General features: G+C 67.2%; 8 protein-coding genes. 3 read left to right on the top strand and 5 right to left on the bottom strand.

All coding sequences use genetic code 11. From position 1 onward, the window contains the following. Positions 1–23: 23 nt before the first annotated feature. Entirely contained in the window at positions 24–1,610 is a 1,587-nt protein-coding gene (ffh, locus tag QMG72_RS01520; RefSeq protein ID WP_226773366.1) for a signal recognition particle protein, read from the bottom strand. Between the two features lie 152 nt (positions 1,611–1,762). On the opposite strand from ffh, the gene QMG72_RS01515 reads away from it, so the two are divergent. Then, positions 1,763–3,151, top strand: coding sequence for a glucose-6-phosphate dehydrogenase (locus QMG72_RS01515; RefSeq protein WP_226773367.1), 1,389 nt, complete (start codon positions 1,763–1,765; stop codon positions 3,149–3,151). A gap of 98 nt (positions 3,152–3,249) precedes the next feature. Here QMG72_RS01515 and QMG72_RS01510 read toward each other — a convergent pair whose 3' ends face one another. Then, on the bottom strand, positions 3,250–3,588 hold the full coding sequence (locus QMG72_RS01510; protein WP_175320845.1) for a P-II family nitrogen regulator: 339 nt from the start codon (positions 3,586–3,588) through the stop codon (positions 3,250–3,252). After that, a complete protein-coding gene (locus tag QMG72_RS01505) occupies positions 3,585–4,952 on the bottom strand; it encodes an ammonium transporter (RefSeq protein WP_282360328.1) in 1,368 nt (455 codons plus the stop codon). Before QMG72_RS01505 ends, QMG72_RS01510 begins: the two co-directional genes overlap by 4 nt. 247 nt (positions 4,953–5,199) lie before the next feature. Here QMG72_RS01505 and QMG72_RS01500 point away from each other — a divergent pair, with 247 nt between their 5' ends. Both QMG72_RS01500 and QMG72_RS01495 read left to right on the top strand, forming a co-directional pair. Next, on the top strand, positions 5,200–6,447 hold the full coding sequence (locus tag QMG72_RS01500; protein ID WP_226776238.1) for an MFS transporter: 1,248 nt from the start codon (positions 5,200–5,202) through the stop codon (positions 6,445–6,447). A 104-nt stretch (positions 6,448–6,551) separates the two neighbouring features. Further along, the gene (locus QMG72_RS01495) at positions 6,552–8,243 is read left to right on the top strand and encodes a glycoside hydrolase 5 family protein (RefSeq protein WP_226776178.1); all 1,692 of its coding nucleotides are present in this window, start codon (positions 6,552–6,554) and stop codon (positions 8,241–8,243) included. Positions 8,244–8,341: 98 nt separating this feature from the next. On the opposite strand, the gene ftsY is transcribed toward QMG72_RS01495, so the two are convergent. Together ftsY and smc are read right to left on the bottom strand one after the other, a co-directional pair. After that, positions 8,342–9,553 carry a signal recognition particle-docking protein FtsY gene (gene ftsY, locus QMG72_RS01490; protein WP_226776179.1) on the bottom strand — a complete coding sequence of 404 codons (1,212 nt, stop codon included), beginning with the start codon at positions 9,551–9,553 and terminating at the stop codon, positions 8,342–8,344. Positions 9,554–9,629: 76 nt separating this feature from the next. Then, positions 9,630–13,223 carry a chromosome segregation protein SMC gene (gene smc, locus QMG72_RS01485; protein WP_283479437.1) on the bottom strand — a complete coding sequence of 1,198 codons (3,594 nt, stop codon included), beginning with the start codon at positions 13,221–13,223 and terminating at the stop codon, positions 9,630–9,632. Between the last annotated feature and the right edge of the window lie 41 nt (positions 13,224–13,264).

Raw genomic sequence — 13,264 nt, 5'->3', positions numbered from 1 at the left:
GCCGACATCGCTGCCGCCAGCGCCTATTTGCCGCCGCCGAGGAACTTGTCAAAACCCTTGGGCAGGTTCAATTGGGAGGGGTCGAAGTCTGTGCCCTGCTGCCCGAACGAGGCACCGGTCGGCAGTGCCTTGGCACCCTCGGTCCGGCGGGCCTGGGCGTCCTTGAGCTCCTGGGCGGCCTTGGCCGGGTTGCCGGAGCGGGCTTTTTTCTTGGGCGCGCTCTTTCCGCCCTTGCGGGCCCCGCCGCCACCCATCCCCGGCATCCCCGGCATTCCGGGCATGCCGCCGCCGGCAGCCATCTTCTTCATCATCTTCTGCGCCTGCATAAAGCGCTCCAGCAGGCCGTTGACCTCGGACACGTGCACACCGGATCCACGGGCAATCCTGGCCCGGCGGGAACCGTTGATGATTTTGGGTGCGACACGTTCGTGCGGCGTCATGGAACGGACGATCGCCTCGACGCGGTCGATCTCGCGCTCGTCAAACTGCTCGAGCTGCTGCCGGATGTTCTGCGCTCCCGGCATCATCATGAGCATCTTCTTCATGGAACCCATATTGCGGATCTGCTGCATCTGGGCCAGGAAATCGTCCAGGGTGAAGTCTTCCTGGTCGGCGAATTTCTTCGCCATCCGGGCAGCTTCGTCCTTGTCCCAGGACTTCTCCGCCTGCTCAATCAGGGTCAGCACGTCACCGAGATCAAGGATGCGTGAGGCCATCCGGTCCGGGTGGAAAAGCTCGAAGTCGTCCAGGCCTTCACCGGTGGACGCGAACATCACCGGCTTGCCGGTGACGGAGGCTACCGAAAGCGCGGCACCGCCGCGGGCGTCGCCGTCGAGCTTTGAGAGCACAATACCGGTGAAGTTGACGCCTTCGTCGAAGGCCATGGCCGTGTTGACGGCGTCCTGGCCGATCATGGCGTCGACCACAAACAGCACTTCATTCGGAACGATGGCCCGGCGGATCTGGCGTGCCTGTTCCATCATCTCGGCGTCGACGCCGGTCCGGCCGGCGGTATCCACGATCACAACATCGTGCAGTGTCCGCTTTGCTTCTTCGACGCCGGCACGGGCGACGGCGACCGGGTCGCCGGCCGGGTGGTCCAGCTCGGTGGAGGTGGCGCCGGGGTGCGGGGCGAAGACCGGCACCCCGGCACGCTGGCCCACCACCTGGAGCTGCGTGACGGCATTGGGGCGCTGCAGGTCGCAGGCCACCAGCATGGGGCTGTGGCCCTGCGCCTTGAGGTGCTTGGAGAGCTTGCCTGCCAGCGTTGTTTTGCCGGCACCCTGGAGACCGGCCAGCATGATGATCGTGGGGCCGGTCTTCGCGAGGCGGATCCGGCGGGTTTCGCCGCCCAGGATCTCGACGAGCTCCTCGTTGACGATCTTGACGATCTGCTGGCCCGGGTTCAGCGCTGCGGAGACTTCCGCTCCGAGGGCCCGCTCGCGGACCCTGCCGGTGAATTCGCGGACCACCGGAACGGCGACGTCGGCGTCCAGGAGGGCGCGCCGGATTTCGCGGACCGTAGCGTCAACGTCCGCCTCGGTCAGGCGGCCCTTGCCACGGAGGTTCTTGAAGGTTGCTGTCAACCGGTCAGAGAGTGAATTGAACACGCGCCGTGCACTTCTTTCAGTGGATCTACAGTTGGCGGCCGGTCCGGCTCGCCAGTGTCGCGACTGAGGTTCGCCTGAACGAACCGCCTCGACAACGGGACTCGACTATCTAGGGTACCAAGACGCGCCTTGATGATGGCATGCTGACGTAGGTGACCAGTCAAAATTCAGTAAAGACCCTGCTCATCCTGGGCGCCTCGGGCGACCTGACCGGCAGGCTGCTGCTGCCGGGTCTCGCCCGGCTCGTCTCCCGGGGACGTGCCGGCGGACTGACCCTGGTGGGCGCCGGCTCGGATCCCTGGACCCCGGACCAATGGGCCGAACGCCTCGAAGAGTCCTTCGCCGACGCGAACTCCCAGGCCGGTGCAGATGGCCGGCGGGAGCTGAAGCGCATCCGCGGCACCACCAGCTACCGCCGGATCGACGTCACCGCGGCCGGGCAACTGGCCGGCCTGCTGGCGGAGCTGCAGGGGCCCGTGGCGGTCTACTTCGCCCTGCCGCCGCATATCAGCCAGCTGGCGTGCGAGGCGCTGGATCCCGGCCAGGTGCCCGCGGGGACCCGCCTGGTGATGGAAAAACCGTTCGGTTCCAGCGAGGAGTCAGCCCGGCACCTCAACGAAACCCTGGCCGCGCTGGTCCCGGAGGACCACATTCACCGGGTGGACCACTTCCTGGGCAAGGCGACGGTTCTAAATATCCTGGGGCTCCGGTTCGCCAACGCCTTCCTGGAGCCGGTGTGGAACCGCGAGCACATCGAACGGGTCGAGATTGTCTTCGACGAGGACCTCGCGCTGGAGGGCCGGGCCCGCTACTACGACGGCGCCGGCGCCCTGCGCGACATGATCCAGAGCCACCTGTTGCAGATCATGGCATTGATGGCGATCGAGCCACCGGCCTCGGTACATGAACGCGATCTCCGCGATGCCGTGGCGACGGTGCTGCGGGCCAGCAGCATCAAGGCGCCCTTCGCGAAAAGCACCCGCCGCGCCCGTTATACCGCGGGATCGATCGACGGCCGGAAGGTACCGGACTATGCCAAGGAGGACGGCGTCGACGCGTCCCGGGGCACGGAGACGCTGGCCGAGGTCGAGGTGCAGATCGAGAACTGGAGGTGGCAGGGTGTCCCCTTTATCCTGCGCTCCGGAAAGGCCCTGGGCACTCAGCGCAAGGAAGCCGTGGTGACCTTCCGCCCGGTCCCGCAGCTGCCCAAGGGCTTCAGCGGGGTGGCTTCCCCCAACCAGCTCAGGATCGGCTTCGGACCGGACACACTCCAGTTCGACGTCGATGTAAACGGCCCCGGCGACGTCCTCAGCCTGGACCGCGCCACCCTCAAGGCTGAGCTCAGCGCCTCCGATCTGCTGCCGTACGGGGAGGTGCTCGAAGGGGTCCTGACCGGGGACCCCCTGCTTTCGGTCCGCGCCGATACTGCCGAAGACTGCTGGCGCATCCTGGGGCCGGTCTTGAAGGCCTGGGACCGGGACAGCGCACCGCTTGAAGAGTACGCAGCCGGAAGCGGCGGACCGGAGGGCTGGCTGGCCTGAGGGCCGCCGCTGTGCTTCCCGCCGGAGCCACCGGGACAGAGAAGAAGCGGGCCGGGTACCCTTCCAGGTTCCCGGCCCGCTTCTCGTTGAGCGCCCGGCTAGATTGCCGCCGCTCCGCGTTCCCCGGTGCGGACCCGCACCGCTTCGAACACATCCATCGTCCAGACCTTGCCGTCACCGGCGCGGCCGGTGTTCGAGCTGGCGATGATGACATCGAGGATGTCGTCTGCCTGTTCGTCGGTCGCCAGCACCTCTACCCTGATCTTGGGCAGCAGGTCCACGTTGTACTCGGCGCCGCGGTACACCTCGGTGTAGCCGCGCTGCCGGCCGTAGCCGCTTGCTGCGCTGACCGTGAGGCCCTGCACGCCGTAGGCTTCAAGCCCTTCACGGATAGTGTCGAGTTTTTCCGGCCGGACAATTGCTGTGATCAGTTTCATGCCTCCACACTTTCCTTACCCGCTGCTGCGGTCGTTTTGCCGTTGGCTGCCGGGTCCACCGTCCGGGCGGCGGGGGCCGCTGCGGCCTGGGCCTTGCCGGTAATGAGTTCGTGCAGCGGCGTGAAGCTTCCGCCGTGCCCGCCGACTCCGAATTCGTAGGCCGTTTCGGCGTGCAGGCTCAGGTCCACGCCCACCACTTCCTGTTCCGGGGAAACCCGGAAACCCATGGTCTTGTGGATCGCAAACGCAATGATCGAAGTCATCACTGCGGAGTAGGTGATGGCGATGCCGGCCACTGCGAGCTGGGCCCAGAGCTGGGTGAAGCCGCCGCCGTAGAAGAGGCCGCCGCCGACACCATCAGCCGGGAGGGCGATAAAGCCCAGGGCCACGGTGCCGATGATGCCCGAGACAAGGTGGACACCAACAACGTCAAGCGAATCGTCGAAACCCCAGCGGAATTTGAGACCGACGGCGAGCGCGGAGGCCACACCGGCCACAACGCCGAGGCAGAGCGCACCAACCGGGCTGACATTGGCGCAGGCCGGGGTGATGGCGACGAGGCCGGCGACCACACCGGAGGCTGCGCCGAGTGAGGTGGGGTGACCATCGCGGATCCGTTCCGTGACGAGCCAGCCGAGCATTGCCGCGGCGGGGGCCGCCAGGGTGTTGACCCAGATCAGGCCGCCCTGTTCCGCCGTCGTTGCTGCGCCGCCGTTGAAGCCGAACCAGCCGAACCACAGGATGGCGGCACCGAGCATCACAAAGGGAATGTTGTGCGGGCGGTGGTTGGGGTCCTTGCCGAAGCCCTTGCGGTTACCGATGATCAGCACGAGGATCAGTGCTGCTACACCGGCGTTGATGTGGACCACGGTGCCGCCGGCGAAGTCGATTGCCGGGCCGAGGGCCTTGCCGATGGCGCCGTCCGCGCTGAACAGCCCGCCGCCCCAGACCATGTAGGCCAGCGGCGCGTACACCAGGGTGACCCAGACGGGGACGAAGACGGACCAGGCGCCGAACTTGGCGCGGTCAGCAATTGCGCCGCTGATCAGTGCGACGGTAATGATCGCGAAGGTGGCTGCGTAGCCGACCTTGATGAGCCCGTCAGGGGTGTTGATGCCCTCCAGACCGAAAGTGGCAAAAGGATTCCCTACTATTTGCAGGAAGCCCTCGCCGGAGCTCATCGAGGAGCCCCAGAGCACCCAGACGACACCAACCATGCCGATGGAGATAAAACTCATCATCATCATGTTCAGGGCGGCCTTGGCGCGCGTCATGCCGCCATAGAAGAATGCGAGTCCGGGTGTCATGAACAGCACGAGTGCTGCTGCCACCATTAGCCATACGTGACCTGCGGTAAGTTCCATGGTGCACGTCCTCCTTGCTTGGATGCGGTCGGAAAGTTAATGTTGCGGAATTCTCCGCGTGCCTCAACGCGGTTTGCGTTCTAAGAAGATCTTGGCGGGAGCGTGTTTCGCCGGCAGAGGATTTAGATTGCCGGCGCGTTACAAGAACCTCCCGGAAGTAAATGGTGCAAATCCTTCTTGTTACGGTTATGTTTCACGCGTTCCACCGCGCGCCCTCCCCCGCCCGAATCCCCAGGAAGCCACCACCATGAGTAAGTCCCCCCGCCCCGCGGGATCACCGCCCCGGGCCGACACCCTGAACAGCGGCAAGGCGGTGCTGCCCCGGGACATCAAGGTGATGCTGGTGGCCGCTTTCCTGATCGCCCTGGGCTTCGGCCTGGTGGCGCCGGTACTCCCCCAGTTCGCCACCACGTTCGACGTCGGCGCGACGGCGGCCGCGGTGATCGTGAGTATTTTCGCCTTTATGCGGCTGGTCTTCGCACCTGCCGGCGGCGCGTTGATCGTGCGCCTCGGCGAACGGCCGGTCTATGTGGCCGGACTGCTGATTGTTGCAACGTCGACGGCGGCGTGCGCCTTCGCGCAGGACTACTGGCAGCTGCTGGTTTTCCGGGGCCTCGGCGGCGCCGGCTCGGTGATGTTCACGGTGGCCTCGATGGCCCTGGTGGTCAGGCTGGCGCCGCCGGAGAGCCGTGGCCGGGTTTCCGGCGCCTACGCCTCGGCGTTCCTGATCGGCAACGTGTGCGGCCCGGTGGTGGGCGGGCTGCTGGCCGGCTTTGGTCTGCGGGTACCGTTTCTGGTCTACGCGGCTGCCCTGATCCTGGCAGCCCTCGTGGTGCAGACCCAGCTAAGTCATGTGCCGGCCGCCGCACGCCGGGACGGGAACGCGCTGCCGGCGATGGAGCTCGGGGCGGCGCTTCGGGACAGCGCCTACCGGGCCGGGCTGTTCTCCAGCTTCGCGAACGGCTGGGCAACCTTTGGCGTCCGGATGGCCACGGTGCCGCTCTTCGCTGTCGCCGCCCTGAACGCCGGCCCGGAATCTGCGGGCTGGGCGCTGGCAATGTTCGCCGGCGCCAACGCTGTGGCGTTGACGTTCTCCGGCAGGCTCGCGGACAGCCTGGGCCGCAAACCGATGATGATCGCCGGCTTGCTGGTCACCGGGACCGCCACGGCAACGATCGGGTTCACGCACGAGCTGCCGTGGTTCCTCGCCGCCACCGCGGCCGCCGGAATCGGGTCAGGCCTGCTGGGCCCGGCCCAGCAGGCCGCCATGGCCGATGTGATCGGCAACGAGCGCTCCGGCGGAAGGGTCCTGGCAATCTTCCAGATGACCTCCGATAGCGGCGCGATCATCGGCCCGGTCCTGGCCGGTCTCCTCGCGGACCGGTTGGGCTACGGCTGGGCGTTTGGGGTCACCGGCGGTGTCCTCATCGCGGCTGCCGCAGGCTGGCTGCTGGCCCGCGAAACGTTCCAGCGGCCGGCGGCGCGCGGCGCCTGATCCCAGCTAGGGCTTCCGGACCGCTGCCGGGTCCGCGTCAACGCTCACCGGCGGACTTCGTTAGGCTGGTGCCAGTCCCCACCCAGAAGCCGGAGAAGTTTGTTATGCCCCCCCAAGAACATTCGACCGAGAACGCCCCCGACGACAGACCTGAGGCCGGCGCCGGGAGCAAGCACAGGAAAATCCGGCCCGCTGCCGTGGTGTCGGTCATCGCGGTCCTGGCCGTAATCGCCTCGCTGGTGCTCTTCCTCAGGCCGGCTGGGGACGGCGACGCGGCGGCGGCACCTTCCCCGACAGCCAGTTCGGCGTCGACACCCTCGACTAGCTTGCCGCCGGCTCCGGCCGTCACCTACTACAAACAACCCGGACCCGGCGCCGGGTCACCGCTGGAAGCGGTGGAACCCTTGAAGGTGACGGTTGCCAAGGATCAGGTGGGCACGTCCCTGAGCAAGGGATTGGTCGGCATCTCGCTTGAGGCCACCGACCTCGGTGATCCCGTCCTCAGCGGCAGCAACGCCTCGATCGTCAAGCTGTTCAAAGAGGCCGACCAGCCGGTGCTGCGATTTGGCGGCAACGCCGTCGACCGGCGGTTCTTTTGGACCTCCAGCAACGAGCCGGTTCCCGCCAGCTACCAGGGCGATGCCGCCCACCCGGTCCGTGCCGTCGGACCCGCGGACCTCAGCCGCCTGAATACGCTGCTGGTGGCCGCAGACGCAACAGTCAGCCTCACCGTCGATCTGGGCCACTACGACCCGAACCGCGCTGCGGATATGGCCAAGCACGCGGCGCAGATCTTCGGACCCCGGCTGCTGAGCTTTACTGTCGGCAACGAACCCAACGGCTTCGGCTCCAACGGCGTCCGCCCGGGGGACTACAACGTTCAGAAGTACGTCACGGAGCTCAAGGCCTACGCCAACGCGATGAACGCCGTGGCGCCGAACGTTCCGATTTCCGGTCCGGGCGCTTACGACCAGAAGTGGTGGCAGCCCTTCATTGATGCAGACATTCCACAGAAGAAGATCCTGTCCTTCCACAACTATCCGATGTACAGCTGCGACGGAAAAGTGGATCCGTTGGCGTCGCCCACCATGGCCAACCTGATGAACAAACTGATGCATGACCGCGCGGCAGACTACCAGCAGGCCGCGCTCAAGGCCGGCCGCGATGCGGGCCTGGAAGTGTGGCTTCCGGAGACCGGTATTGCCGCCTGTCCCGGGTCCAACGAGACTTCCCGCACCCACGGCTCGGCCCTCTGGACCGCTGACTATGCCCTGAACGCCGCACAACTGGGCATTACCCGGATCGGTTTCCACAGCTCGCTTCAGACGTGCAAGGGTGGTCCGCCCATGTCCGTCATCTGCAGCGGCGGCCCCTACCTGAAGCCGGACGGCGTCATCACCGGCCGGGCCAACTTCTTTGGCCTGTCCATGGTTGCCGAGATGGAAGGCGGGAAGTTCCTGAAACTGGACTCGACGGGCGGCGGCCTGATGTTCAGCTACGCCCTGCAGAACGCTGACGGGAGCACCACAGTGGTCCTGGTCAACGAGAACAATCCGGAGAAGGCCGCCCAGGCAGCCGTCACCCTCACCCTGCCCGGGAAGGCGCTGACCGGAACCATGACCCAGCTCTCCGGGCCGAGCTTTGGCGCTGAGGACAGCACAGTGATCGACGGCGCCAAGTCCGAGCCGGTTCCGATTGCAGAGCGCGCCACTGTCGAAGGTTTCGCGTACGGCTCACCGACCCAGCAATTCAAGCTGACCGCGGGCACTGTCACGGTCCTGAACTTCACGTACTAGGTCCACAAAAAAACTGGCTCCCAGCTGGTGTCGTTGCCGGAACCCGGACGACACCACCTGGGAGCCAGTTGGATTTAAGCGGCGTTGTGGCTGCGGGACTAGTTCAGGATGGCGTCCACGAAGCTCTCGGCGTCGAACGGGGCGAGGTCATCCGCTCCCTCGCCGAGGCCGATGAGCTTAACCGGGACGCCCAGCGACTTCTGGATGGCGACCACAATTCCACCCTTAGCCGTTCCGTCCAGCTTCGTCAGGACGATGCCGGTGATGTTGACGACCTCGGCGAACACCCTGGCCTGGTTCAGGCCGTTTTGTCCGGTGGTGGCGTCGAGGACGAGCAGTACCTCATCGACCTCGGCAAGCTTCTCGATGACGCGTTTGACCTTCCCCAGTTCGTCCATCAGGCCGGTCTTGTTCTGCAGGCGCCCGGCGGTGTCGATCATCACGACGTCGACTTCCTGGTCGATGCCTGCCTTGACCGCCTCGTAGGCGACGGAGGCCGGATCGGCACCATCGACGTCGGACTTTACCGTGGCCACGCCGACCCGCTGGCCCCAGGTGGCGAGCTGCTCGGCGGCGGCGGCGCGGAAGGTGTCCGCCGCGCCGAGGAGGACGTCCTTGTCTTCGGCCACAAGCACCCGGGCGAGTTTGCCCACCGTGGTGGTTTTGCCAACACCGTTGACGCCCACGACCAGCACAATGGCGGGCTTGTCGGCGTGGCGTTCGACGCGGAGCGCCCGGTCCATGGTCGGGTCGACGAGCTTGATGAGTTCCTCGCGCAGCAGGGCTTTGACCTGCTCCGGCGAGCGGGTGCCGAGCACCTTGACGCGTTCGCGGAGCGCGTCCACGAGCTGCAGGGTCGGCTCGGTGCCAAGGTCGGCGAGCAGGAGGGTCTCCTCCACCTCGTCCCAGACGTTCTCATCGATCTTGTCGGCGGAGAGCAAAGCCAGCAGGCCCTTGCCAAGGATGTTGTTGGACTTCACCAGTCGTTCGCGAAGGCGGATCAGGCGGCCTGCCACCGGCAGGGGGGTGTCTACCGGAACGGTTTCCAGCCCGGCGACGTTGTCCGGGACGTCGACCGTCTCCGGGCCCGCCAGGTCCACGGAGTCCGGTGCACTGCGCTCAGCCGGGGGTGCGGGACGGTCCTCGAGGAGGGTTCCACCGCCGGCACCGGGCTTCACAGGATCGTTCTCATCCCGCTTCCCGGGGTAGCTGGTGACGTTCTTCCGGGTCTTCATCAGGACCGGAATGAGCCCGCCGAGGACCACCAGGGCGGCGAGAATGGGCAACAGAATAGGGAGGATGTCGTTCACTCCCCTAGCTTCTCACAAACCCCACAGCCCCAGCGGGGACCGAAAAAGGGGCCGGCACCGTTCAGGTTCGGGCCGCTCAGACCTCGGCGCCGAGCCGCTGGCTGATCACTGTGGAGACTCCGTCCCCTCGCATGGTGACGCCGTACAGGGCGTCGGCAACTTCCATGGTGCGTTTCTGGTGCGTGATGATGATGAGCTGGCTGGATTCGCGCAGCTCCTCGAAGACCGTGATCAGCCGGCCCAGGTTGGTGTCGTCCAGGGCTGCCTCCACCTCGTCCATCACGTAGAACGGCGAGGGCCGGGCTTTGAAGATCGCGACGAGCAGGGCCACCGCGGTCAGCGAACGTTCGCCGCCGGAAAGCAGCGAGAGCCGTTTGATCTTTTTGCCGGCCGGACGCGCCTCGACCTCGATGCCGGTGGTGAGCATGTCCGAGGGGTCGGTAAGGACCAGCCGGCCCTCGCCGCCGGGGAACAACCGAGCGAAGATCCGGATGAACTGCGCCGAGGTGTCCTCGAAGGCTTCGGCAAAGACTTCCTGGACGCGCTCGTCGACTTCCTTGATGATGTCCAGCAGGTCCTTCCGGCTGGACTTAAGGTCTTCGAGCTGGGTGCTGAGGAACTGGTGGCGTTCCTCCAGTGCGGCGAATTCCTCCAGTGCGAGCGGATTGACCCGGCCCAGCGCGGAGAGGTCCCGCTCCGCGCGCTTGAGCCGTTTCTCCTGCTCCGCGCGGACGTAGGGCTTGCCGGCCACGATCTCACGGCCGTCCTCGTCCACCGGGGCGCGCAGGGCAGCCCATTTGTCCGCCGATTCCCCGGCGGGCGCGGGAACGGGCTGCCCGGGGCCGAAGTCCGCGACCAGCTGCTCGGCGGTGAGTCCGAGTTCCTCAACGCTTCTGAGCTCAAGGGCTTCAATCCGGAGGCGCTGCTGGGTGCGTGCCAGCTCGTCGCGGTGCACGGAGTCCGTCAGGTCGGCCAGTTCGCGGGCGAGGGCATCGTTGCCGGTGCGCACGGCCGCGAGTTCGCCGTCGAGCTGTTCCTTGCGTTCCTCCGCGGCGTCCTGCTCCTGCCGGGCAAGTTCCACGGACACGTCGATGAAGCCCATCACCTGGGTGACCGCGGCGCGGACGGCGGCGGCGCGTTTGGCCTGGATCCGCCGGCGGCGTGCCCGTTCGGCTGCCTCTTCGCGGGCGCGGCGCTCGGTGGCGGCTGCGCGTTCGAGCGCCGTTGCCCGGTTGCCGGTGGCCGTGAGTTGTTCCTCTGCGCTGCGCAGGGCAAGCCGGGCCTCCATTTCGGTGCTGCGGGCCAGCGACGCTGCCAGGGCCAGGGCGTCCCTGTGCGCCGGAGAGGGTTCCTCCTCGGCCGGCGCCTCCTGGGCGGCGGCGAGGCGGGCGGCTACGGCTTCCAGCGCGAGTTGTTCGCTTTCGATGTTGGGCTCTGCCTTTGCGAGTGCGGCGGCGAGGCGTTCGCTTTCGCCGACGGCGCTGCGCAGCACGGAGTTCAGGTGTCCCAGCCGTTCGGCGACTGCCGCCAGCCGGGCGTCCGAATCGTGGAGTTTTTCCAGGGCGGCATCGGCGCGGTCCTGCGCCGCTGCCCGCCGGGCCTGCGCGGCGGCGAGGGCGAACCGTTGGCGCTCCAGCTCGGCGGTGACGCTCTCGAGGCGAGCGGCGGCGTCGTCGACGGCGGCCTGCACCTCAATCAGCGACGGTGCCGTTGCGGAGCCGCCGCTGACGGTCAGCGCGGTGAGGACGTCCCCGGCAAGGGTCACCGCGGTCAGTTCAGGGCGGCCTGCAATCAACTGCGCTGCATCCGCCAGGGACTCGACGACGGCGATGCCCGCCAGCAGCTCCGTCAGGGGCAGGCCGGTGGCGGCGTCCGCGGCGCCGGAGGCCGATACCATCCGGGACGCCCACCGGGCACCCGCGGGCAGCTTCCCGTCGGATTCGTTGCGGGCGGTGCGTTCCCCAACCAGCAGCAGGGTGGCCCGGCCAGCGTCGTCGTCCTTCAACAGCTGGACGGCGGTGGCCGCAGCAACGCTGTCCTGCACCACAACGGCGTCGGACGCGGCGCCCAGCGCGGCCGCGATGGCGGTCTCGAAGCCTGCTTCCACAGTGATCATGGACACCAGCGAGCCGATCACCCCGGAGGCTCCCGAACCGAGGACGTGGGCCGAGCCGTCTTTGCGGTTCAATCCGAGCTGGAGGGCCTCTCGACGGGCCAGCAGGGCACCGCGTTCCCGTTCGCCGTCGCGTTCGGCCGACGTCAAGGCGTTAATCTCCGCCGTGATGTTGTCCAGCACTGTGCTGGCATCCTCGTACTCGGCGTCGAGGCGCTCCTCCCCGTCCTCCACGCCGGCTACCTGGGATTCCAGGGCGGCGAATTCGCTGTGGGCATGCCGGCGGCGTTCCTCCCCTGCCGTGAGGGAGTCGCGGAGCCGGCCGAGTTCGGCCTGGGCGGACTCGACCCGGGAGCGGGCCGCGCCGACCTGCCCGGCCAGCTTGGCCAGGCCCTCTCGGCGGTCAGCGGCGGCCCGGAGCAAGGCTGCGAGCCGTTTGTCCTCGACGGAGGCGGCACTTTCCGCGCCGATTTTGGCGGCGGTGGCGGCGTCCAGGGTGCTGCGGCGCTCCACGATCTGGTGCTCCAACCCGGTTTGTTCGGCGCGGACGCGGGCGGCCTGGCGGTCGAGCTGATCCGGGTCCCGCCCGGTGTCAGGCACTGTGTCGGAATCGCCGAGCAGCCGGCGCCGTTCCTCGGCGAGTGAACCCAGCGAGCGCAGCCGTTCGCGCCCGGCGGAGAGCTGATACCAGGTGTCCCGGGCGGCGTTGAGCGCGGGTGTGGCTTCGGCTGCGCGCTGTTCGAGGCCGGCCTGCCGCTGCCTGCCGAGCTCGAGTTCCTGTTCGATGACGCCCCGACGGGCCTTCAGTGCGCTTTCGTCCGCGATATCCCGGGCCAGGGCCGACTGCAGCTGGACGAGGTCGTCGGCGAGCAGCCGGGAGCGCGCGTCCCGGACCTCAAACTGGACGGTCTGGGCGCGCCGCGCCACCTCGGCTTGTTTTCCCAACGGCGTGAGCTGGCGCCGGATCTCGCCGGTGAGGTCGCTCAGGCGGGCCAGGTTGGCCTGCATCGCTTCGAGCTTGCGGACCGTTTTTTCCTTGCGGCGCCGGTGTTTGAGGATACCGGCAGCCTCTTCGATAAAACCTCGCCGGTCCTCCGGGGTGGCGTGCAGCACCTTGTCCAGCTGCCCCTGGCCCACGATCACATGCATTTCGCGGCCCAGTCCGGAGTCGGAGAGCAGCTCCTGGATGTCCAGGAGCCGGCAGCCGGCGCCGTTGATGGCGTACTCGGAGCCGCCGGTGCGGAAGAGCGTGCGCGAAATCGTGACTTCGCTGTATTCAATCGGCAGGGCGCCGTCGCTGTTGTCAATGGTGAGCGAGACGTGGGCGCGGCCCAACGGCGGGCGCCCGGACGTCCCCGCGAAGATCACGTCTTCCATCTTGCCGCTGCGGAGGGTCTTGGCGCCCTGCTCGCCCATCACCCAGGCCAGGGCGTCCACCACATTGGACTTGCCTGAGCCGTTGGGGCCAACCACGGCAGTGACGCCTGGCTCGAATTCGAAAGTCGTCGCCGAAGCGAAAGACTTGAATCCCCGGACGGTCAGGCTTTTCAGGTGCAAGGTGTTTCGGGTCTCCTGCTCGGCGGACGCGGATGGTGGGG

This window comes from Pseudarthrobacter sp. PH31-O2, from assembly GCF_030063265.1.
GTDB lineage: Bacteria > Actinomycetota > Actinomycetes > Actinomycetales > Micrococcaceae > Arthrobacter.
This window is presented reverse-complemented; position numbering and strand designations above follow the sequence as displayed.

Coding starts and splice junctions, on each gene's coding strand:
- QMG72_RS01510 (WP_175320845.1), bottom strand. CDS start 3,588: ATGAAACTGATCACAGCAATTGTCCGGCCGGAAAAACTCGACACTATC.
- QMG72_RS01505 (WP_282360328.1), bottom strand. CDS start 4,952: ATGGAACTTACCGCAGGTCACGTATGGCTAATGGTGGCAGCAGCACTC.
- QMG72_RS01500 (WP_226776238.1), top strand. CDS start 5,200: ATGAGTAAGTCCCCCCGCCCCGCGGGATCACCGCCCCGGGCCGACACC.
- QMG72_RS01495 (WP_226776178.1), top strand. CDS start 6,552: ATGCCCCCCCAAGAACATTCGACCGAGAACGCCCCCGACGACAGACCT.